The sequence below is a fragment of the Corynebacterium curieae genome, from assembly GCF_027570035.1.
In the GTDB taxonomy this organism is placed as follows: Bacteria; Actinomycetota; Actinomycetes; order Mycobacteriales; family Mycobacteriaceae; genus Corynebacterium; species Corynebacterium curieae.
This window is the reverse complement of record NZ_JAKMUU010000003.1, coordinates 1-20,404: the sequence shown is the minus strand read 5'-3', so window position 1 is coordinate 20,404 and position 20,404 is coordinate 1. Positions and strand designations below refer to the sequence as shown.

Here is a 20,404-nt window from a genome sequence, read left to right as displayed (position 1 = left end):
TGCTTACTGGGTGGAATCTAGTGAACGTGCGGCCACATGGTCTGTATCAGGAAAGTAGCAATCAGGCTCTAGACAGCAAACCCTTATCTAGGTAAGGTAAGCCTATGCAAAAGAAAGACTTCATGAATGTGCGTGCAGTTATCGCACTCGTAGCCACCTTAGCCCTAGGCGCAGGCCTTGTTGCGTGTTCTTCTGATTCTTCTTCCAAGGAAGGAAACGGAGAAAAGAAAATCGAGCGAGTTGTGGCGCTCGATTGGCGCTATGAGGAAATTCTCAAGGCCCTCGATGTGGACCCAGTGGGAATCGTGGAAATCGGTAAGTCGGAGGCACCGACCACTTTGAAAGGCCAGCTGGGTCAGGCGACCTCTGTGGGCCAGGCCAAGCAGCCGAACCTAGAGGTTATCCAGTCCTTGGAGCCGGACCTGATCCTGGCTAGCCCTACCCGTCAAGCCGATATCATGCCGCAGCTGGAAGAGATCGCGCAGACCGAATCCTACGCAGATGAGACTTATTCGGACGTCCTGGACTCGATGGATGAGATCGCGGCCAAGCTCGGTAAAGAGGAAAAGGCCAAAGAAGTCCGTCAGCGCATCGAGGATAAGATTGCTCAAACCAAGGACGCGGTAAAGCCGGGCAGCCGTGCCGTTGTGGCCGGGTGGTCCAGTGAGATGCTCTATACCTGGGTCAACCCTTCCTTCCCCCAGTCGCTACTAAGTGAGGTGGGCTATGACTATGCCTTCGAAGGTGAGAAGTCATCCATCGAATCTAAGACTGATGTAGCGGAACTGACCGGCGATAAGCTCCCTGGCATGAAGGCTGACCGAGTCTTTATGTACAAGGACGTCGATGCGTTTAAAAAGACGCCCTATGCCAAGGGCAGCGGCGACATCGTAGAGGTAGACCAAGATATCTGGTCGCGCGCCCGCGGGCCACTTTCCGCCGAGCACATGCTCGATGACATGATCGCCGCTGAAAAGTAGTGGCGCCACGAACTAAAGCCAGCGCCTGCCTGGTCCTTGCAACCGCTGCCGCCGCCTTCGTGTGGTGGTGGCGGCTTCGCCATGTTCAGGTGCCAGCTGATACTCCGTGGCTGGAAGAAGAGCTGCATAGCGTGGCCTTGGACCGTCTCCTTGCCACCACGGTCGTCGGTATCGCATTAGGGGTAGGCGGCTTATTGCTGCGCACGGCAACCGCGAATCCGCTAGCCGATCCGTCCATCACTGGTGTGAACTCGGGGGCGGCACTGGGCGCAGTCGCAACAGCAATGTTTATAGGAAACGAAGCTTCGAGTGTTGACCAGTTGCCCGGTGCGCTGTTGGGTGCGGGGATTGCTGTTGGGGTGACGGTGGGCCTCGGCAAGAGCGGTGCCATTCAGCGCATGGTGCTCGTTGGCGTTGCCGTTTCCGCGCTGTGTAGCGCCTTGACCTCCATTTTCTTGGTGATAGATGAAGCTCAACTGGCTACGGTGATGTCATGGCTTTCTGGCCGGCTTGCCGGTGTGCGCTTGGACGATATTATGCCGGCGCTGGTTGCCGTGCTGGTCGTGGTTCCCTTGACCTTAGTCGGTGCAAAAACACTGGACTTGCTCGTAGCAGGCGATGCCGTGGCCGGTGCCGTCGGCGCGAAGCCGGAGCGCATTCGGTTGGCTGCCATTGTGGCGGCGGTAGTGCTTATTGCTCCGGCCGTAGCTGCAACTGGGCCGATTGGCTTCTTGGGGTTGATGGCCGCGGCCGTAGCGTGGCGGCTGTGCGGCCCGCACCACCGCATGGGGCTGTGCATGGCTGGAATTGTTGGAGCAGCGGTGCTTTTGGTGGCCGATTCGGTTGGCCAGGCAATCTGGACGCCGGCCGAGACCCCAGTGGGCATCGTGACTTCTTTGGCTGGCATGCCATTAGTGTTGTGGTCCGTCCATGCGCTGGGGAGGAGGAAGCATGCGGCATAAGAGATTTATTGGCGTGCTAGTAGGACTCATCTTGGCCTTGGCGTTGAGCGCAATCATCGGCATGGGCGTCGGTGCGGTGATGAAACCGCCGGGCGAGGTGATCGCCTCCTTCGTTACTGGAGAGCCGCTCATCTGGAAGTACCGCGCCCCGCGGATCTTGGTGGGAATCTGCGCAGGTATTGCCATGGCCGTTTCTGGCTGTCTATTGCAGTCCGCGCTACGCAATCCTTTGGCCGCACCAGATACGGTGGGTATTACCTCCGGCGGCGGACTCGCGGCCGTTGCGGTACTCATGGGAGCAGGTGCCCTGCCGGCCCACCTGCTGACTTTCATCGCCTTTATTGGCGCGTTGGCTGGAACTGGGTTGGTTCTTCTCCTCGCCGGGCGCGGGGCAAGTGACCCAGTGCGCCTGCCTCTTACCGGGGTGGCGGTATCTTTTGGGCTGGGCGCCATCACCGAATTGCTTCTGGTGCGGGCCGCCCCAGAGGCAGGAGCGGCCATGACATGGCTGAAAGGTTCGCTTTACGCCCGCTCGCTTGGCGATGCCACCATTGTTGCCCCCTTTATCCTTCTCGCCCTAACCGTCGCGATGGTGGTGGCAAGACACCTTGATATGCTCGCGCTGGATGATTCCACAATGGCAGGCATCGGCGTGAGCACCAAGATGTGGCGCCTAATAGCAGTAGCCTTAGCCGTCATCCTCGGTGCCGCGGGAGTCGCCGCGGCCGGGACCTTGGGCTTCGCCGGACTCATCGTCCCCCATGCTGCCCGCTTGGTTGTTGGCGCGAACCTGCGCCGGCAAATACCCGTGGCGGCCTTAGGCGGTGCGGTCCTAGTGACCGCATGCGATACGCTCGGTCGCTGGGCCTTTGCCCCCACGGAAATCCCCGTTGGCGCGCTCATCGCGCTGATCGGTGCACCGTATTTCATTTTCCTATTGACTCGGCTGACCCGAGTGCGAAACGGAGGCTAGACATGACACTGACGTGTAGCGGATTAACCGTGGGCTACGGTGGCCCCGATGTGGTCAAGGATGTAAATCTTCACTTATCCAGCGGTCAAGTAACCGCTCTGATTGGGCCGAATGGCTGCGGCAAGTCGACGCTTCTCAAGACATTGGGCCGCCAACTTACGCCCAGCGCAGGTGCGGTGTACCTCTCGGACCAAAATATCAGCAAGTATTCCTCGCGTGCCTTTGCCCGTGAAGTTTCTTTTCTGCCACAACATCCCGTGGCTCCGGAAGGGGTACTGGTGCGCGACGTCATCGGTTACGGCCGCTATCCCTATACAGGGGCGCTAGCGACGATGCGGGCCGGAGATCATGTAGCGGTTGAGCGTGCTGCCTCGCGTGCTGGGGTGAGCGAGCTTCTCGACGCCCCTGCGGCGGACCTTTCCGGAGGTCAGCGCCAGCGTGTCTTCCTCGCCATGACGTTGGCCCAAGAAACACCAATCACCTTGCTTGATGAGCCAACTACTTACCTCGACCCCGCGCACCAATTGTCCATTTTGGATCTGATTCGAGACCTCAATGGCGCTGGGACCACAGTAGTCATGGTGGTCCACGATATGGTCCATGCCGCGCGTTATGCCGATCGAATCGTAGCCATGCGTGAGGGACGCATTGTGGCCGAAGGGCCCACCGAGGAGGTAATGACCGCTGAACTCGTACGCGAAACCTTCCATGTTGAGTGTTTAGAGATGACTGATCCATCCACCGGTCGACGCTTTCCCATACCCATTTCCGTGCACGCTTCTGAACTTTCTGGAACCCTAGAAGGAAGAAGATAAATCTATTTAAAGGAGTACGTAGCAATGGCAAACGATCTAGGCCACGAGGTCGACTTGGACCGCAACGAATACAAGTACCTAGCATCTGAAGACACCGCGTCTTCGGCAGCTAAATCTGGCAAGTCCTCGCAGTCCGCTGCAGCTGCAGCGGGTGCCGCAGGTGCAGCCGGCTTGTCCAAGCCGGTCGGTAAGCCGTCTGCGGACGGCAATGAGTCCGCCGCAAGCAAGTATGAGCCGCAGAACCACGTTGTCGCTGGTGCGGAGGAAGAACATGTGGGCAAGGCTCCAGAGCAGCCGGACCTGCAGGAAAAGCTGGATGAGAATAATGCGGACTACGCGCCGAGCCAGCACATCGTGGGTGAGGCAAAGGAGGAGCACATCGGAACTGCCCCACAGCAGCCAGACATTGATCTAGAGGATTCTGGCGAGACCCCAACCTCCGTTAATGATCTGGATGTAGATCCGGAGATGTCCGGCGATGACCGCAACGAGGCGGATGACGTCACCGGCGAGGCTGGCAATGAGCGTTTGGACCAGCTGAAGGGGAAGGCATCGGAGGCAGGTAGCGCCGTAGGTGACGCCTTCCAGCGCGCTAAGGGCTTTGTGGAAGACAAGGCTCACGAGTACCAAGAAGAGAGCACGAAAAAGGGTGGCTTCTTTGACCGTGTCAAGGGCGCTGTCCGTGATGCTCGCGAATCTATTGAGGATAAGCGCAAGAACTAAGAGGCGCTGATTTAAGCCGCTTTCCTGGGGTCAGGGAGGTGGCTTTTCCTATGCGTTAATGCGCCGTTAATCGTCTAAAGCGTGGAGGTATAGCCGGCTGATGAGCAGGCGCCGCGGTACGTCCACAAGGGGGCGCAGGCAGGGGAGGAAGGGCTCTGAGGCGGCGTCGATAAGCAAAAGCGTGCGGCCGTCGCGTAGGCGCTCCAGAGTGAAAGTCTCCTCACCTCGCTCTAGGTGTCCGGGGAGGGTGCCATAGGTAAACCCGCAGCGGCCATCCTCGCGGAAGACGTCTACTACGCGGCAGCGGAAATCCCACGGCCCCAAGCCGAGGGTGACCTCCGCGCCGGGCTCGACTACGGGGTGAGTTGCCCGAACGCGGAATAGCCCGCTGCGTTGGATTGTCCAGCGGAACAGACGGTGTGCGGCGGCGTCAAAGTTGGCATTGATAACCCGCGACATATGTAGCTGCGGAAAGCCAGAGGTATCGGAATAGGACAGCGGTGTGGGCATATTCTCAATGATAGGGGAGGGGTGATCACCCCCGAAGTCTGGAAGAAATATAACGGCTTGGACACAGTCACAAGAGTTTGCCGCTTCCACAATTCTTTCGTGCCAATATCGAGCTAGCAGGATGTTGACAACGGAAAGTAGGTACCTTGATGCTTCGCATACCGCACCTCAAGAAAGTCCTGGTGGGCTCGGCTTTCGCTGGTGCGTTTTTCCTGGGTTCCCCGGCCGCAGGCGCCCAGGAATTGCCCCAACCGGATTTTGACTCCGCAGGGATTATTAACCAGGTCCGAGATGGCCTGGCGGGGGTTGGTATCCAAACCCCGCAGGTGGACAAGAGCGTTACCGATGCTGTGGATTCTTCTGTACGCAATGCACACAACGCGGTGCAACAGAAAGCGCAGCAGGCTCAGTACGCAGAGCCAATGACTAACCCGAACCCTATTGGTCTGGCGGAGCAGGCCACACAACCGGAGTTTAAACCAAAGGGAACCAACCCAAACTACCAGTGGAAAAATGATGGGTTTTCCAAGGTAGCTGCGGGAAAACCACAGGCGGACTACGTATTGCACCGCGTTCCGGGCTCTATGTTTGATGCCCCACGCATCCCTGAAGAGTCCGTTGCCGCCATGAACCAAGGGGAGTCGCTCTACGGCCCAGGCACCCCGCTCTATGTCAATAAGGAGTCGATGTGCACCTTGACCGTGGCGGGCAACGATAATGCTGGCCGCAAGGTGGGCCTGACCGCCGCGCACTGCGGCAATGTGGGAGACCCTGTTACCTCCGCTGATTCTGAGCAAATCGGCCCAACCGGCACTGTCGTGTCTAAGAACGAGGACTTGGATTACGCCGTTATCGAGTTCGGCTCCAAGGCTAAGGTTTCTCGTTCCTACAACGGTGTAACCGTCAATCAATTGGGCGGTGGCGTAAAGCCGGGTCAGCAGGTGTGCAAGCAGGGTGTTGCTACCGGCAAGACCTGCGGCATGACCTATCAGCAGGCCAAGAAGATTCAGATTAACCAAGTATGCGCCATGATGGGCGATTCCGGCGCTCCATTGTTGGTCGATGGCCGCCTAGTTGGCTCGATTACCGGTGGTTTCCTGCCGGTGAATTTCCCGTGCCGTACCCCACTGCAGGGGCCGGTCCATAACCCAACCGCCGCAACCACCATGGATGCGGTCTTGGAGGATATGAATCGCCGTGGCGGCGTAGGCGCTGGTTTCGCGCTACCGCAGGACTAACCTCGTCTCTGCTCTTCGCCCGCTCCCGTTGCTACTGGGAGCGGGCACTTTTATGTCTCTGTCTAGTGCCGATAATCACAACTAATCGGCGCTTGTGTGAAACCCTTTTGCGGACTAAGGTTAGGCTTATCTAGAAGCCACTTAGGTGTGGCTAACATCACCGGCGTGAGCCGGACTGAGAGAACCGAGGTGACCCGCGATGTTGCAGCTGTCCTTATTGTCCCGCACTCGTACCCAGCAGACCTGCGAAAGGTCCGAATGTATGCGTGCCGATCAAGCCCCAGTGGACGCATTGGTAGAACTCCCTGAATGCTGCTTGCGGCATGCGATTGAGTCGCAGCCGGCGTTGGCGCTGCGTATGCGTGAACTGGGATTCCGGCCAGGGGTGCGCGTGCAGATGGGGCGCAAGGTGGCCGGCGGGGCGCGCTTGGTTACTATCGGCAGCGCCCGGTATGCGGTAGACGCGCATACGCTGCGCCAGCTCGAAGTTATCCCGGTAGCAGCATAATGGCACGCAAAACCGCAGCGCCAAGCTGCCACTCCACATCCTCCATGCGTATCGCCGCGGAGGGAACACCTGTCCTCGCCTTGGTCGGGGCTCCAAATTCCGGCAAATCTACCTTGTTCAACGCGCTGACCGGAGCGAAAGTCCAGACCGGCAACTGGCCGGGTACCTCTGTAGAAGTCAGCCGTGGTTTGTGGAAAGCGCAGCCAGAGGCCTTCGACATCATCGATCTGCCCGGTGCTTATTCCTTGGATCCAATGAGCCCGGACGAGGAATTCACCCGCGATATGCTCGTTGAGTGCCCACCGTGTGAGCGCCCAGATGTGGTTGTGGTGTTGGTGGATGCCACCGCGCCGGCGCGCGGGCTTAACCTCGCATTCCAAATTGCGGAATACCCGTATCGAGTGGTGGTGGGGGTGACCAAAGAGGACGTCGCCAAGCAGCAGGGTATAAGCATCGATACCTCCGCGCTATCGCGCGCCGTGGGCATGCCGGTAGTCAGCGTCAATGGTCGACGCCGAGAATACCTAGATGCGCTGGAGAACGCCGTTGCAAAAGCAATGCAGACGGAGCCACAGACCATCCGGTCCAACGCCGATTTGGACCAACGCTTTGCGGATCTGGATGCGGCCGAGAAAGTTGCAGTCAGCCATGAAAATGTGGGGGAGCCACTTAGCCAGCGCGTGGACCGCTTGGTATTACACCCAGTGCTCGGGCCCATTTTGTTTCTGGCCGTTATGTGGGCTGTGTTCTTCATTACCACTACGGTCGCAGGACCGCTGCAGGACGGATTGGAGGCGTTCATTACCGGCCCTGTATCCGATGCAGCGCGCAGCATCCTCCCAGACCATTGGTTGGTAACGGGCCTGCTGGTAGATGGGCTCATCGGTGGTGTGGGCATGGTGCTCACCTTTGCGCCGCTCCTTGCGCTGATGTTTCTGTGCTTGGCGGTGCTAGAGGATTCCGGTTATATGGCGCGCGCGGCGGTGGTCACTGACCGCGTCATGCGCGCCATCGGTCTGCCCGGCAAGGCCTTTATCCCCATTGTGGTGGGCTATGGCTGCAATGTCCCGGCGATTTCGGCTACGCGCGTGCTTGGCGACGTCCGCCATCGCATCCTTACCTGCCTGCTTATCCCCTTCACCTCATGTTCGGCCCGGCTCATCGTATTTATGATGCTGGCGCAGGTCTTTTTCCCCGCTCATGCTGGTTCCGCGGTATTCGCCATGTACGTGCTGTCTATCGCACTGGTGGTGTTGGTGGGCCTCGCTTTGCGCCGCACGGTGTGGCGGGCCATGCCGTCCGAAGCCCTCGTTATCGACCTTCCGGCTTATCAGCTGCCTACGTTTAAACTCACCGTGTCGGTCATGTGGGTAAGGCTCAAAGGATTTTTGCACACCGCCGGAGGCATCATTGTGGCTACAGTCGTAGTCATCTGGTTGCTGATGTCTATTCCGGTCACTGGTGGGCACTCCTTCAACGAAGAGGCGGTACCGCCGCAAGATTCCGCCTACGGTGCGGTGTCTAAAGCGATGTCCCCTGTCTTTGCGCCTGCTGGGTTTGATTCTTGGTCCCTAACCGGGCCGCTTGTCACTGGGTTCGTGGCGAAGGAGACTCTCATTTCCACTTGGGCTCAGACGTATGCGGTCGAAGACGTCACTGACGATGCACCAGAGGAGCAAGCAGAATCCCCGTTGGCTAGCCATATTCGCGCCGATTTTGATGCGGCCTCTGGTGGGCACGGGCTGGCTGCGGTGTGGGCGTATATGGTCTTCCTTCTGGCCTATACCCCTTGCGTGGCCACGGTGGCCGCACAGCGGCGAGAAATAGGTTGGAAGTGGACCCTCATCGGGTTTGCGCTGCAGCTAGCAACCGCCTGGATCCTTGCGGTAGGAGTATTTCAAATCCTCAAGGTCTTCCTATGAGCCCCACGGAGAAGGTCAAGGAGGCCATCACACAGGGAAATTCCAATCCCGCCGACATAGCGCAGGCGACGGGGTTGGGGCAGGGGACCGTGGAGGTAATCTTGGCTTACCTCGAGCGCAGTGAGGAACTAGTGAGAGAATCGCTGACCTCGTGCCCTAGCGGTGGCTGCGGGAGTTGCTCGCAGGCGGGTGGTTGCTCGGGTGCGGTTGCCGAGCGCCGCGGCCCAGTTCTGCTCCAGCTGCGGAGAAGACCCTAGCCCTGCAGTGCGGCTAGGGCGTGCTTGTGGAGCAGGCCATTAGAGGCCACGCCGGATCCGCCGTGCGGGCCGGGGTTGCCGTCAAGATCAGTGAAAGTGCCACCGGCTTCGGTCACGATGAGCGATGGTGCGGCGAGGTCCCAGAGAGAAACCTCCGGTTCAGCGGCGATGTCCACCGCGCCTTCGGCCACGAGGCAATAGGACCAGAAGTCTCCGTAGCCGCGCAGGCGCCACGTCTTATCAGTAAGCGCGAGGAATTTATCGCGCAATCCGCGCTCCGCCCAGCCGGTCAGGGAACTCATGGCCAGTGAAGAATCGGCAAGCTTTTCTACGTGGGAAACGCCCAAGCGCTTCGGTTCGCCGCCGAAGACGCGATAAGCGCCGGCTCCCTTGGCCGCGTACCAGCGGCGGCGCAGGGCAGGAGCGGAGACGACGGAAACTACAGGCTCGCCGTCTTCTAATAGAGAAATCAGCGTGGCCCACACTGGAACGCCGCGCACAAAGTTCTTGGTGCCGTCGATCGGATCGATAACCCACTGGCGGCCCTTATAGCAGGCCTCCCCGCCGTATTCCTCCCCCAGCACCTCGTCGCGCGGGCGGGAACGCTTGAGGGATTCGCGGATATGTTTCTCACAGGTGAGGTCCGCATCCGATACCGGAGTCATATCCGGTTTTTCCTTGACGGAAAGATCCGCCGCTTCGAAGCGGTGCATGGTCACCACATCGGCATGGCCCGCTAGCTCGAGCGCGAGGCCCAAGTCTTCTTTGAACTTACCCACGGAGCCAATCCTCCATTTGATCCACTACCTGTTTATTGCCGGCTAGGCACCATTCGACGCCGCCGGCTTCTACCTTGCGGGCTGCACCGCCGGCCGCCTCAACGAGAGCTTTGCCGGGGAACCAGTCCCAGTCCGCCACCGAGTGCTGCATCCATGCGCCCCATGTGCCATCGGCTACAGAGGCAAGGTCAACAGAACCGGCGCCGAGCATACGGACTGTAGCAAAGTTTTCCGCCACGCGTTGCCACGCCCCGCGGATATTCTCATCCACCAGCGAGGTTGGGTGCAAGTAGGTAGAAAGCGAAATCTGCTCGGACGGCTTATCCTCCAGACGAGCCACCTCCTTGCCATCCAGCGAAGTGGGGAAGTCGCGGCCACCGAACCACGTATAGCCCATGGCTGGGCGGTGAACGGCGCCGAGGGTGATCCCGGTGGCGTCGGCAAGCGCGAGGGCAGAGCACCAATAATCGGATCCGGAGGAGAAATTATAAGTGCCATCGACCGGATCAATGACCCACGTGCGGCCGGACTGAGACTCGCGAGCCGCGCCTTCTTCACCGAGGATGCCGTCCTCTGGGCGCACAGCTTCGAGAACGCCCGCGACAAAGCGCTCGGCTGCGCGGTCTGCATCCGTAACGACGTCCGAGATGGAAGTCTTTTGCTCTACGTCAACGCCCATTTCGCGCAGGCGCCACGCCAAGCGGCCGGCGTTATAGACAAGGGCCTGCGCCAAGTGCGCGTCCTCGTCATCTGCATGCGCGACAATGAAGGTCTTGATGACCGCGTCGATCATCTCCTGCAAGCTCGGCTTTTGATCCATGCCCACCATTGTCACCCTAAACGCGACCGATAGCTAATTGAGCCGGCCGGGTGGGTAGGATTGGGGCCTATGCGTCCCGAAGTAACAGCACGGCTCAAGCAATTGGAAACCACCCTGACCACCATCGAGAAGGTCATGGACCCGGAAGCTTTGGCTGCCCGCATTCGGGAACTAGAAGCCCAAGCCGGCGATCCATCACTCTGGGATGATCCCACCTATGCGCAAAAGATCACCTCCGAGCTTTCGGCCGCGCAGGCCAAGATGCGCAAGCTGGATGCGCTACGCGGGCGCCTCGAAGATATGCCGGTCATGTACGAGTTGGCAGAAGAGGAAGGGGACACCTCTCTGGCGGACGATGAGTTGGATTCTCTGGAATCTGCCATCGAATCGCTGGAAGTTACCACCATGCTCTCTGGCGAGTATGACCCGCGCGAGGCAGTTATCAATATCCGCTCCGGTGCCGGCGGAGTGGATGCGGCCGATTGGGCCGAGATGCTCATGCGTATGTATACCCGCTGGGCAGAAAAGCACGGCCATAAGGTGGATATCTATGACGTCTCCTATGCGGAAGAAGCCGGCATTAAATCCGCCACCTTTGTGGTCCACGGTGAATATATGTACGGCCAGCTCTCCGTGGAGCAGGGTGCGCACCGCCTCGTGCGCATCTCGCCCTTTGATAACCAGGGCCGGCGCCAGACCTCTTTTGCCGAGGTAGAAGTGCTTCCGGTGGTGGAGCAGACCGACTCGATTGAGGTGCCGGATTCCGAGGTGCGCGTGGATGTTTACCGTTCTTCTGGCCCTGGCGGGCAGTCCGTCAATACCACCGACTCCGCGGTGCGACTGACTCATATTCCCACCGGAATCGTGGTGACCTGCCAGAATGAAAAGTCCCAGATTCAGAATAAGGCCTCGGCCATGCGCGTGCTGCAGGCAAAGCTTCTCGAGCGCAAGCGCCAAGAAGAACAGGCCGAGCTCGACGCCCTAGGCGCCGGCGGAAACGCGTCTTGGGGCAACCAAATGCGTTCCTATGTGCTGCATCCATACCAAATGGTGAAGGATTTGCGCACCAACTTTGAGGTGGGTGATCCATCCAAAGTGCTCGATGGCGACATCGATGGCTTCCTAGAATCCGGCATCCGCTGGCGCATGCAGCAACAAGAAGACCAAGCTTAGGTCCAAACTGATCGGGCTGAATTGAGCGCGAAAAGGCCGAACTGAGGGGAGAAGATCCTCAGTTCGGCCTGATCTCTATGGACTTAACCCACGTAGTCCATCGGTGCGCCCGGTCCCAGCGGGATGCCGATGAGGTACCAGATGACGAAGAAGATGAACCAGCCCACCAACATGCACAGAGAGTAGGGCAGCGCCAGGGACATCAAAGTACCCACACCCGCGTGCTTGTAATAGCGCTGGAGAAAGGTCAACGCCAAGGCGAAGTACGGTGACATCGGAGTGATGATATTCGTCGGCGAGTCACCGATGCGGAAGAGCATCTGGGAGACTTCGGGGGATACGCCTACATACATCATCATCGGCACGATGACCGGAGCCATCAGGGCCCACTGGGCGGAGCCGGAGGTGATGAAGAGGTTAAGCAGTGCGACCATGGTTACCAGTGCCGCAAACATCACTAGCGGCGGCAGGGACCAGTGCTGAAGTAGTTCGGAGCCCTTGATAGCAGTCCATACACCGAGGTTGGACCACTCGAACCAGGCCAGGAACTGTGCGACGGCGAAGAAGAGTACCAGCATAGGAACGAGGGTCTCTATGCCCTTGGCCATAAACTCCGGTACATCAGCAGCTGACTTCACGGTGCCAGCTGCCAAGCCGTAGACAATGCCGCAGACCAAGAAAGCCAGCGCAATCGGCACTGCAATGGCGCTAATTAGAGGCGATTCCATGAAGCTATCCTCCTGGCTTGCCAGCGGCGAGCCAGGGATAAATAGCAGGGCGAAGAAGACCGCGAGGAAAACGGCCAAGGAAATGCCGGAGGCTATCAAACCACGCTGCTCGTTGGGCTTGATGCGCATGGCCTCTTCATCGTCGGTGAAGTCATATTCCTCATCCTCCGCTTCCCCATTAGCTGAGCCACCGGCGGCCTTGGAGAAGGACACCTCCTCATAATTGATGTGGTCGTGGTCTACTAGTTCGCGGGCCTTTTTCACCATGAGGAATTCCGTTACCGCGGTAATGATGAGCGAGAGCACGATGGCGGAAGGGATGACGAAGAAGATATTGGCTAGCGGGCTAACTTCGTATTCGGCGTCGACGAACTGCGCGGCTGGGGTAGATATGCCGGCCAGGAGGAGGTCGGTGATATTAAGAATCAATGAGGCATTAAAGCCCGCAGACGATGCCGCAAAGGCCACCATGGCACCCACGATGGGGGAGCGGCCAACCGCATGAAAGGCCATGGCGCCCAAGGGAATGAGGATGACGTAAATGGCATCGGACGCCACGGAGCCGGTTACGCCGGCCAGCGCCACCACGAATGTAAGCATTTTCGCGCTGACCTTGGTCACCATGACGCGCACCAGGGCGGAAAGCAGGCCGGATTGCTCGGCCACGGCCACGCCGAGCATCACGGCAAGGATGACGCCCAGCGGTGGGAAGCTGGTGAAATTCTCTACGGCATCAGTGACCATGCGCGAGATATTCTCGGTCGTCAGCAAGGATTGGACCTCGACGGTCTCGCCGGTTTTGGGGTCTTCGACGGTCATGCCGATGAGGTGCCCCAGCCAAGAAGTTACGGCGACAATCGCTGCGAGGATGACGAAGAGCCAAAAGGGGTCCGGCAGCTTGTTACCAATCTTTTCTACAGTGCCCAAAAAGCCGCTTGTAGAACGTGGTTTTTCTTTAGTTTCGGTTTCGGCCATAGTATCGGCACCTTCTGTCGATTGGGTCGGAACAAATTAGTGTGTTAGACCACACTACTCAAATATTGTTCACAGCGTCGTGTCAACTTTAGTTGCTACAGTGATTCGCGTGATTAGATTCGACAACGTGACTAAGGCCTATTCCGCCGAGTCTCGCCCAGCGCTCGACGGGGTGTCCTTTGAGATTGCGGATGGTGAATTCGCCTTCCTTATCGGCCCCTCTGGCTCGGGAAAGTCCACTTTCCTTGAGCTGATGGTGCGCTATAGCAACGTGACTAAAGGCGATATATATTTCGATGATTTCCACGTCAACGAGCTATCTGGCAAACAGATCAACGCACTGCGCCAGTCCATTGGCTACGTTTTCCAAGATTTTCGCCTGCTGCCCAAGCTGACGGTGTACCAAAATGTGGCATTTGCGCTAGAGGTTATTGGCAAGAGTAAGTACCGCATTTCCACGTCGGTGCCGCAGGTATTGGAGCTGGTGGGCCTGCAGGATCGCCACGACGCTTATCCGCACGAGCTATCCGGCGGCGAACAGCAGCGCGTAGCCATCGCCCGCGCCGTGGTCAATCGGCCGAAGCTTCTGCTTGCTGACGAACCCACGGGCAACCTCGATCCCTCCACCGCCGACGAGATCATGGACTTGCTGCTGGGTATTAACCGCCGTGGCACCACCGTGGTCATGTCCACCCACAACGCCCGCGCCGTCAATAGGGCCCGCAAGCGGGTGCTGGAGTTGCGCAATGGAGTACTCGTGCGCGACGAACACGAGGCGCAGTACGAGGGGGCAGCATGAAGCTAGGGTTTATTTTCCGCGAGGCTACCAAGGGTCTTGGCCGCAACCTGACCATGACCATCGCCATGATCATCACCACCGCTATTGCCGTGGGGCTCGTTGTTGCCGGCATCATGGTGACCAACCTGACTAAGGACACCAAGGAGATCTACCTCGACCGCGTCGAGGTCATGGTTCAGCTCAATGAGGATATTTCCGCCGGTGACCCGGATTGTGCAACTCCCGCCTGTGCGGATCTCCAAGAACAGCTAGATTCTGACGAGTCTGTGGAGTCTGTGGAGTATCGCAACCGCGCGGAATCCTATGAGCGGTTCAAGGAACTATTCCAAGACACTGACCCAGTCATGGTGGAGCAGACCTCGCCTGATGCACTGCCTGCCGCGTTCCACGTGCGCCTGAAGGATCCAGAAGACGCTTCTGCGATCGATGCGATTCGGGATAATCCGGCGGTAGAGGACGTCGTCGACCAGCAGCAAGAGGTCCGCGATGCCGCCAGCAACCTAGACTCCATCCGCAATGCCACCTTTGTCCTGGCCATCGTGATGTCCGTAGCGGCAATTTTCTTAGTGGCCAATATGGTGCAAATTGCCGCATTCCACCGCACCCGCGAGACGGAAATCATGCGCATGGTGGGCGCTAGCCGGTGGATGACGCAGGCGCCGTTCGTACTGGAGGCAGTGCTGGCCTCACTTATCGGCGTGGTGCTCGGCGGTGCCGGTATCTTCTTGGGCAAATCCCAAGTGGTAGATCCGTCGTTGCAGGGGCTCTACGAATCCCAGCTCCTCGCGCCCATGAAAACTGGTGACCTCTGGATTGCCCTGCCACTCGTCGGCTTGCTGGCATTGGTGGTCACGGCTCTAACTGCCCATATCACCCTGCGGTCCTATGTGCGCAAATAGACCGTTTGCCGGGCTGGTCAAAAGGGCACTACACTGGCATAACTATGGCTAAGAAGGGCAAGAAAAAGAAGAAGGCGGCATCCGGCGAAGCAACGCTTGCGACCAACCGCCGGGCCCGGCACGACTACAAAATCCTCGAGGAAATCGAGTGCGGCATCGTCCTACTCGGTACCGAGATCAAGTCCCTGCGAGAGGGCAAGATCTCGCTCAATGACGCCTTTGCCACTATCGACGATGGCGAGGTGTACCTGCGTAACCTGCATATTCCGGAGTACTCGATGGGGTCGTGGACGAACCACAGCCCGCGCCGCACCCGCAAGCTTTTGCTGCACCGCCGTGAGATTGACAAGCTTTACGGGCAGGTGCGCAATGGTAATAAGACCTTGGTTCCACTCAAGGTTTACCTAAAAAACGGCTACGCCAAGCTCTCGCTGGCATTGGCGCAAGGTAAGCAAGACTACGATAAACGTGAGGATATTAAGCGCCGCGACCAAGACCGTGAAATCTCCCGCGAGCTCGGCCGCCGCGTGAAGGGAATTAATGTTTAAGACTGCGAAAGTGCATGACGTTGTCAAGGGCGAGGACACTATCCAGGGCACCGGAGTGCTGGTAGACCGGATGTGGCCTCGGGGCGTTGCCAAGAGCGACCTTGCTTACGACGAATGGTTTAAAGACGTCGCGCCGAGCCCCGAGCTGCGCAAATGGTGGAATCACGACGAGGACAGCTTCGACGAGTTTGCCCGCCGCTACAAGGCCGAGCTCGATGACAATGATTCCGATGAGCTCACCCAACTGCTCGCGCTTTCCGACGCCACCCTGCTCTTCGCCGCAGCCAACCGAGAGATCAACCACGCGGTGGTTCTCAAAGAGTGGCTAGACGAGCACTTGAGGAAGTAAAAGCGGGTGCGGTAGTGTTGAACGAACCGTAGGGAAGATGCACTATCCCGTCCCTACAGCATGGGGTTGATTTGGTTTCGACTTCGTGCACTGCGCCAGGGGAAGCGTGCCGGTGCAGGCTAACGACCACCGTATAAGCGTCGTAGCAACCAATAAACGCAGAGAAGAACTCTCAGCGTGACTACGCCCTCGCTGCCTAATTACAGCGACGCGTGTCTGTCAGCCTAGGTTTCGTTCCTGACCTAGATCCTGGCATCGACTAAGGAACTAGCCGGCTGGCTGCGTCATCAGGACCAGTCGGGACCCTTACTGGTGACTGGGCCCATCATCCGGACGTGTTCGCCCGATCCGGAGGGCCGAGCAGAGATTCTGTGCGAACTGCGCACGGAGAAGCCCTGGCAAGGTGACGAAGGACCCGGGTTCAATTCCCGGCAGCTCCACCGGTAGGCCCCCGAGAAATCGGGGGCCTTTTTCTCGTTTAACCTCGTCCGCACCAGCCATTATGCCGTTTCGTTGGGGGTAAGGTGAACCTAACCCTTGATAATTAAGGTGAGCCTAAGTTAAGTTAGGCGGGTATTTGTTTCTCCGTCCAAAAGGAATTCATCGTGAAGAATATTCAACGCTCCCTTGTCGCCGCGGTTATCGCCGCTTCTCTGGCGGTGACTGCCTGCAGTCCCGCAGAAGATGGAGCAGCGGGGGAGGACAAGGGGGGCGTCGGCAAGCGCGCTCACGCTGCAGGACAATAACGAGGAACAGGAACTCCACCCTCCCTATGAGCGGGTAGCGGTGACTGATAACCGCGCCTTCGAGATTCTGTCGGACTGGGGCGTCAATATCGTGGCGGCTCCCCTCGGCCTGGTGCCAGATACCCTGGCCAACAACATCAACGAGGACACCGTACAAGCAAACCTCGGCTCCCACCGCGAACCGGACTTGGAAGCATTGGTGGCTGCAGAGCCAGATATTGTGGTTAACGGTCAGCGCTTCAGCCAGTATCAAGGTGACCTGGAATCCCTCGTTGATGGCACCCCGGTGGTGGATTTCACTCCACGGGACGGCGAGGATATGGCGCAAGAGCTAATCCGCCAGACAGAGGCGATGGGCAAAATTTTTGGGCACGAGGATGACGCCACAGCCCTAGTTGATGATTTCAATGCCGCCTTGGAACGCGCCAAAAAGGCCTACGATCCGGACAAGAAGATCATGGCCGTAAATACCTCCGGCGGGGAGATTAACTACATTGCCCCAGGTAAGGGACGCTTCTATGGGCCACTCTTCGATCTGGTTGGTATGACCCCAGCGCTCGAGGTAGACAATGCCAGCGATGACCACGAGGGTGACGATATTTCGGTGGAGGCAATCGCTGAATCTAACCCGGACTATATCCTATTCATGGATCGCGATGGCGCCATAGCCAAGGATGAAGAAGGATATACCCCAGGCCAAAAGCTGGTAGAAGATTCCTCCGCGCTCAAGAACGTGACCGCGGTCAAGGAAGGCCGCATCGTTACCGCTCCGCAGGACACCTACACCAACGAAAACATCATTACCTACACGGAAACGTTGAACGCGATGGCGGACGCCTTCGAAAAGAATTAACCAGCGCGCACGCCAAGGCCGGAGGGGAGGAGCCCTCCGGCCTTTGTCTGCTAGAGGAGAAAAATGGAAACTACCACGCGCCCTGCGCTGTGGGATTGGAAGCTCGGCCTTGGAGTGCTGATTGTTTTTGCCCTGCTCGCTGCCTCCTTGTTATTTGGACAGTACGACGTCTTTGGCGCGGAGGACGGGGCCGCCATGTTTGGAATCACTCGGCTTCCGCGAACCATAGCGCTCGTTCTCGCTGGTGCCGCAATGGCCATGAGCGGGCTGGTCATGCAACTGTTAACCCAAAATCGATTTGTAGAACCTTCCACTACAGGAACCACTGAGTGGGCGGGGTTAGGTTTGCTCTTTGTCTTGTGGATCGCCCCGACCTCTTCGATTCTGGTCAAAATGATGGGAGCCGTAGCGTTTTCTTTTATCGGCACCATTGTGTTCTTCCTATTTCTGCGGCGCGTGACCTTGCGATCCTCGCTCATCGTGCCCATCGTCGGCATCATGTTGGGAGCGGTGATTTCTGCAGTCTCCAGCTTCTTTGCTCTGCAGACCGATATGCTTCAGCAGCTGGGAATTTGGTTTATGGGCTCTTTTACCTCTGTGTACAAGGGGCAATATGAAGTTTTGTGGCTGGTACTAGCGGTCTTGGCCGCCGTATTCATTTATGCAGACCGGCTCACCGTTGTTGGCTTGGGTGAAGATATCGCCACCAACATAGGGCTCAACTACAACCGCATGCTTTTGCTGGGCACAAGCTTGATTGCCGTGGCTACCGGCGTCGTCACTGTCGTAGTTGGCTCTTTGCCATTCTTGGGGCTCATCGTGCCCAATGTGGTTTCGATGGTGCGTGGAGATGATCTGCGCTCTAACCTGCCGTGGGTATGCCTTTTAGGCATAGGCATCGTGACCGTTTGTGACTTAGTTGGGCGCATAATTATCGCACCGTTTGAGATGCCAGTTTCAGTGATTCTCGGGGTGCTCGGTGCAGCTGTTTTCATCGTGATGATCGTGAGGTCCACCCGTGCACGCTAAGCTCTCGCGGAAAAAATATTGGATAACTCTGGCCTGCGTATGGGGGCTGGCCTTTGCCTTTGCCTTCGCCTGGTTGGCATACGACAACCCGATGCAGTTTGGAACGCGAAAATTCTGGCTCATTGCACAGCGTCGTGCTGATGCGCTCATTGCTATGGCAATTGTGGCGGTGTGCCAAGCGATGGCTACGGTGGCTTTTCACACTGTGACGAATAATCGGATACTTACCCCATCCATCATGGGCTTTGAGTCATTGTATGTAGCGATCAATACTTCGACCGTCTTCTTTCTCGGTGCAGCAGGGCTTAACGACGCCCGCACCCTTACCACATTCCTATTTCAAATGGCGCTCATGGTGGGGCTGTCTTTGGTGCTGTATTCGTGGCTACTCACCAATAACACGCACAATATGCACGCAATGCTGCTGGTAGGCGTGGTCATCGGTGGCGGACTGGGATCCCTATCTACGTTTATGCAGCGAATCTTAACGCCTAGCGAGTTTGACGTGCTCACCGCGCGACTGTTCGGCTCCATCAACAATGCGGAATCAGATTACTATCCCATCGTCATTCCCATCGTTGCGATCGTGGCAGCGCTTCTGCTGCTCAATGCGCGTACCTTGAACGTGATTTCGCTAGGAAGCGATGTCAGTACGAATTTGGGAGTAAACCACAAAGGCCATGCAATTTATACCTTGATCTTGGTGTCCCTCTTGATGGCCACGACAACAGCCTTGGTGGGACCAATGACCTTTCTCGGTTTCTTGGTAGCCACATTGGCCTATCAATGCACTGATACCTATGACCATCGCTTTATCTTCCCGATGGCCATTGGCCTAGCCTTCCTGCTGCTTACCGCCGCATATTTTCTAATGCGGCATGTATTCGCCGCACAGGGCGTGGTTTCCATCATTATTGAGCTCGTTGGCGGCTGCGCATTTCTCTTCATCATTCTGCGAAAGGGTCGACTGTGATTGAATTAAAGAACGTATCCAAACGCTATTCTGGGGAAGTGGCTATCGGGCCGCTCAACCTGCGGATCCCAAAAGGTGGAATTACCGCAATGATTGGCCCCAACGGTGCGGGCAAGTCCACCATGCTCACAATGATTGGTCGCCTGCTGGACATGGATGAGGGCACCATCGAAATCGCCGGACAGGACGTCCAATCTACGAAATCCGGGCACTTAGCAAAAGTCGTGTCCATTCTGCGGCAAGAAAACCACTTCGTAACCAAACTGACCGTGCGGCAATTGATTGGCTTTGGCCGCTTTCCCTATACCAAAGGTCGAATTACCTCGCATGACGAGGAAGTAATCTCCAAATACATAGACTTTTTCCGTCTAGAAGAATTGCAGCATCGGTATCTTGATGAACTTTCAGGAGGCCAACGCCAGCGCGCTTATGTAGCTATGGTCCTGTGCCAAGAGACGGAATATGTCCTATTAGACGAGCCGCTTAATAATCTCGACGTAGCTCATTCTGTAGAAATGATGAGACATTTAAAAGACGCTGCCCAGTCACTTGGCCGGACCATAGTGGTGGTGCTGCATGACATAAACTTCGCAGCTCGGTATGCCGACTACATCTGTGCGTGTAAAGAAGGCCGGATCGTTGAATTTGGTCCAACAGACGAAATCATTCGAGATGAGATCCTTACTTCTATCTTTGATACCCAGGTGAAAGTAATCGAGGGGCCAAAGGGAAAGATTGCCTGCTACCACTAGAAAAATATGGGTTGTCCTGCGGGTTTGTGTTGTTTGGTTGTGGTGGGCTAGATTATTGCAGGTCGCCGCGAGGTAGCTGGGAGGTTACTTTTT

23 protein-coding genes and 1 other RNA gene are annotated in these 20,404 nt (G+C 57.5%); 20 read left to right on the top strand and 4 right to left on the bottom strand.

Annotated features, from left to right (window positions below; translation table 11 throughout):
• The first annotated feature begins 104 nt into the window (after positions 1-104).
• The 5 genes from L8V01_RS06050 to L8V01_RS06030 are packed head-to-tail and all read left to right on the top strand — an operon-like array spanning position 105 to position 4,453.
• On the top strand, positions 105-980 hold the full coding sequence (locus L8V01_RS06050) for an ABC transporter substrate-binding protein (RefSeq protein WP_269946239.1): 876 nt from the start codon (positions 105-107) through the stop codon (positions 978-980).
• Positions 980-1,942: a FecCD family ABC transporter permease gene (locus L8V01_RS06045; RefSeq protein WP_269946238.1), complete on the top strand. Its 963-nt coding sequence runs from the start codon at positions 980-982 to the stop codon at positions 1,940-1,942. The genes L8V01_RS06050 and L8V01_RS06045 overlap by 1 nt, the downstream gene beginning before the upstream one ends.
• On the top strand, positions 1,932-2,915 hold the full coding sequence (locus L8V01_RS06040) for a FecCD family ABC transporter permease (protein WP_269946237.1): 984 nt from the start codon (positions 1,932-1,934) through the stop codon (positions 2,913-2,915). The genes L8V01_RS06045 and L8V01_RS06040 overlap by 11 nt, the downstream gene beginning before the upstream one ends.
• Positions 2,916-2,917: 2 nt before the next feature.
• Entirely contained in the window at positions 2,918-3,730 is an 813-nt protein-coding gene (locus L8V01_RS06035; protein WP_269946236.1) for an ABC transporter ATP-binding protein, read from the top strand.
• A gap of 24 nt (positions 3,731-3,754) precedes the next feature.
• On the top strand, positions 3,755-4,453 hold the full coding sequence (locus tag L8V01_RS06030) for a kinesin (RefSeq protein ID WP_269946235.1): 699 nt from the start codon (positions 3,755-3,757) through the stop codon (positions 4,451-4,453).
• Between the two features lie 66 nt (positions 4,454-4,519).
• Here the strand turns inward: L8V01_RS06030 and L8V01_RS06025 are convergent, their stop codons facing one another.
• Positions 4,520-4,963, bottom strand: a complete 444-nt coding sequence (locus L8V01_RS06025) for a DUF1990 domain-containing protein (RefSeq protein WP_269946234.1) — start codon at positions 4,961-4,963, stop codon at positions 4,520-4,522.
• A gap of 149 nt (positions 4,964-5,112) precedes the next feature.
• Here L8V01_RS06025 and L8V01_RS06020 point away from each other — a divergent pair, with 149 nt between their 5' ends.
• From L8V01_RS06020 to L8V01_RS06005, 4 genes are all read left to right on the top strand, one after another.
• Positions 5,113-6,201 carry a S1 family peptidase gene (locus L8V01_RS06020; RefSeq protein ID WP_269946233.1) on the top strand — a complete coding sequence of 363 codons (1,089 nt, stop codon included), beginning with the start codon at positions 5,113-5,115 and terminating at the stop codon, positions 6,199-6,201.
• Positions 6,202-6,463: 262 nt separating this feature from the next.
• On the top strand, positions 6,464-6,709 hold the full coding sequence (locus L8V01_RS06015) for a FeoA domain-containing protein (RefSeq protein ID WP_269946232.1): 246 nt from the start codon (positions 6,464-6,466) through the stop codon (positions 6,707-6,709).
• Positions 6,709-8,631 carry a ferrous iron transport protein B gene (gene feoB / locus L8V01_RS06010; RefSeq protein ID WP_269946231.1) on the top strand — a complete coding sequence of 641 codons (1,923 nt, stop codon included), beginning with the start codon at positions 6,709-6,711 and terminating at the stop codon, positions 8,629-8,631. The genes L8V01_RS06015 and feoB overlap by 1 nt, the downstream gene beginning before the upstream one ends.
• Positions 8,628-8,888 carry a MarR family transcriptional regulator gene (locus L8V01_RS06005; RefSeq protein ID WP_269946230.1) on the top strand — a complete coding sequence of 87 codons (261 nt, stop codon included), beginning with the start codon at positions 8,628-8,630 and terminating at the stop codon, positions 8,886-8,888. The genes feoB and L8V01_RS06005 overlap by 4 nt, the downstream gene beginning before the upstream one ends.
• On the opposite strand, the gene hisN is transcribed toward L8V01_RS06005, so the two are convergent.
• Both hisN and L8V01_RS05995 read right to left on the bottom strand, forming a co-directional pair.
• The gene (gene hisN / locus L8V01_RS06000; RefSeq protein WP_259887872.1) at positions 8,885-9,667 is read right to left on the bottom strand and encodes a histidinol-phosphatase; all 783 of its coding nucleotides are present in this window, start codon (positions 9,665-9,667) and stop codon (positions 8,885-8,887) included. The two genes, L8V01_RS06005 and hisN, sit on opposite strands and share 4 nt — an antisense overlap.
• Complete coding sequence (locus tag L8V01_RS05995) at positions 9,660-10,496, bottom strand: inositol monophosphatase family protein (RefSeq protein ID WP_269946229.1); 837 nt, start codon at positions 10,494-10,496, stop codon at positions 9,660-9,662. Before L8V01_RS05995 ends, hisN begins: the two co-directional genes overlap by 8 nt.
• Before the next feature lie 60 nt (positions 10,497-10,556).
• Between L8V01_RS05995 and prfB the strand changes: the two genes are divergently transcribed.
• A complete protein-coding gene (gene prfB / locus L8V01_RS05990) occupies positions 10,557-11,660 on the top strand; it encodes a peptide chain release factor 2 (protein ID WP_269946228.1) in 1,104 nt (367 codons plus the stop codon).
• Positions 11,661-11,743: 83 nt separating this feature from the next.
• On the opposite strand, the gene L8V01_RS05985 is transcribed toward prfB, so the two are convergent.
• Positions 11,744-13,363, bottom strand: a complete 1,620-nt coding sequence (locus tag L8V01_RS05985; protein WP_269946227.1) for an AbgT family transporter — start codon at positions 13,361-13,363, stop codon at positions 11,744-11,746.
• A gap of 109 nt (positions 13,364-13,472) precedes the next feature.
• Between L8V01_RS05985 and ftsE the strand changes: the two genes are divergently transcribed.
• The 10 genes from ftsE (at position 13,473) to L8V01_RS05935 (ending at position 20,311) form a co-directional block, all read left to right on the top strand.
• Positions 13,473-14,162 (top strand): cell division ATP-binding protein FtsE, encoded by a 690-nt coding sequence (gene ftsE / locus L8V01_RS05980; RefSeq protein WP_269946226.1) that lies wholly within the window; start codon positions 13,473-13,475, stop codon positions 14,160-14,162.
• Entirely contained in the window at positions 14,159-15,061 is a 903-nt protein-coding gene (ftsX, locus tag L8V01_RS05975; RefSeq protein WP_269946225.1) for a permease-like cell division protein FtsX, read from the top strand. Before ftsE ends, ftsX begins: the two co-directional genes overlap by 4 nt.
• A 44-nt stretch (positions 15,062-15,105) precedes the next feature.
• Positions 15,106-15,609 carry an SsrA-binding protein SmpB gene (smpB, locus tag L8V01_RS05970; protein WP_269946224.1) on the top strand — a complete coding sequence of 168 codons (504 nt, stop codon included), beginning with the start codon at positions 15,106-15,108 and terminating at the stop codon, positions 15,607-15,609.
• Positions 15,602-15,958 (top strand): DUF488 domain-containing protein, encoded by a 357-nt coding sequence (locus L8V01_RS05965; protein ID WP_269946223.1) that lies wholly within the window; start codon positions 15,602-15,604, stop codon positions 15,956-15,958. Before smpB ends, L8V01_RS05965 begins: the two co-directional genes overlap by 8 nt.
• A gap of 62 nt (positions 15,959-16,020) precedes the next feature.
• Positions 16,021-16,401, top strand: a transfer-messenger RNA (tmRNA) gene (ssrA, locus tag L8V01_RS05960).
• Between the two features lie 162 nt (positions 16,402-16,563).
• The gene (locus L8V01_RS11970; RefSeq protein ID WP_269946222.1) at positions 16,564-16,704 is read left to right on the top strand and encodes a hypothetical protein; all 141 of its coding nucleotides are present in this window, start codon (positions 16,564-16,566) and stop codon (positions 16,702-16,704) included.
• Between the two features lie 40 nt (positions 16,705-16,744).
• Positions 16,745-17,557, top strand: a complete 813-nt coding sequence (locus tag L8V01_RS05950; RefSeq protein ID WP_269946221.1) for a siderophore ABC transporter substrate-binding protein — start codon at positions 16,745-16,747, stop codon at positions 17,555-17,557.
• A 63-nt stretch (positions 17,558-17,620) separates the two neighbouring features.
• Positions 17,621-18,586 carry an ABC transporter permease gene (locus L8V01_RS05945; protein ID WP_269946220.1) on the top strand — a complete coding sequence of 322 codons (966 nt, stop codon included), beginning with the start codon at positions 17,621-17,623 and terminating at the stop codon, positions 18,584-18,586.
• On the top strand, positions 18,576-19,559 hold the full coding sequence (locus tag L8V01_RS05940; protein ID WP_269946219.1) for an iron chelate uptake ABC transporter family permease subunit: 984 nt from the start codon (positions 18,576-18,578) through the stop codon (positions 19,557-19,559). The genes L8V01_RS05945 and L8V01_RS05940 overlap by 11 nt, the downstream gene beginning before the upstream one ends.
• Positions 19,556-20,311: an iron ABC transporter ATP-binding protein gene (locus L8V01_RS05935; protein ID WP_269946218.1), complete on the top strand. Its 756-nt coding sequence runs from the start codon at positions 19,556-19,558 to the stop codon at positions 20,309-20,311. The genes L8V01_RS05940 and L8V01_RS05935 overlap by 4 nt, the downstream gene beginning before the upstream one ends.
• The last annotated feature ends 93 nt before the right edge of the window (positions 20,312-20,404 follow it).

Bases quoted from the DNA above. Each gene is read 5' to 3' on its own strand.
- L8V01_RS06020 (WP_269946233.1), top strand. From the start codon at position 5,113: ATGCTTCGCATACCGCACCTCAAGAAAGTCCTGGTGGGCTCGGCTTTC.
- L8V01_RS06035 (WP_269946236.1), top strand. From the start codon at position 2,918: ATGACACTGACGTGTAGCGGATTAACCGTGGGCTACGGTGGCCCCGAT.
- L8V01_RS06025 (WP_269946234.1), bottom strand. From the start codon at position 4,963: ATGCCCACACCGCTGTCCTATTCCGATACCTCTGGCTTTCCGCAGCTA.
- feoB (WP_269946231.1), top strand. From the start codon at position 6,709: ATGGCACGCAAAACCGCAGCGCCAAGCTGCCACTCCACATCCTCCATG.
- L8V01_RS06050 (WP_269946239.1), top strand. From the start codon at position 105: ATGCAAAAGAAAGACTTCATGAATGTGCGTGCAGTTATCGCACTCGTA.
- L8V01_RS06005 (WP_269946230.1), top strand. From the start codon at position 8,628: ATGAGCCCCACGGAGAAGGTCAAGGAGGCCATCACACAGGGAAATTCC.
- L8V01_RS05985 (WP_269946227.1), bottom strand. From the start codon at position 13,363: ATGGCCGAAACCGAAACTAAAGAAAAACCACGTTCTACAAGCGGCTTT.
- L8V01_RS05945 (WP_269946220.1), top strand. From the start codon at position 17,621: ATGGAAACTACCACGCGCCCTGCGCTGTGGGATTGGAAGCTCGGCCTT.
- L8V01_RS06015 (WP_269946232.1), top strand. From the start codon at position 6,464: ATGCGTGCCGATCAAGCCCCAGTGGACGCATTGGTAGAACTCCCTGAA.
- L8V01_RS05995 (WP_269946229.1), bottom strand. From the start codon at position 10,496: ATGGTGGGCATGGATCAAAAGCCGAGCTTGCAGGAGATGATCGACGCG.
- L8V01_RS06040 (WP_269946237.1), top strand. From the start codon at position 1,932: ATGCGGCATAAGAGATTTATTGGCGTGCTAGTAGGACTCATCTTGGCC.
- prfB (WP_269946228.1), top strand. From the start codon at position 10,557: ATGCGTCCCGAAGTAACAGCACGGCTCAAGCAATTGGAAACCACCCTG.
- L8V01_RS05965 (WP_269946223.1), top strand. From the start codon at position 15,602: ATGTTTAAGACTGCGAAAGTGCATGACGTTGTCAAGGGCGAGGACACT.
- ftsX (WP_269946225.1), top strand. From the start codon at position 14,159: ATGAAGCTAGGGTTTATTTTCCGCGAGGCTACCAAGGGTCTTGGCCGC.
- L8V01_RS06030 (WP_269946235.1), top strand. From the start codon at position 3,755: ATGGCAAACGATCTAGGCCACGAGGTCGACTTGGACCGCAACGAATAC.
- smpB (WP_269946224.1), top strand. From the start codon at position 15,106: ATGGCTAAGAAGGGCAAGAAAAAGAAGAAGGCGGCATCCGGCGAAGCA.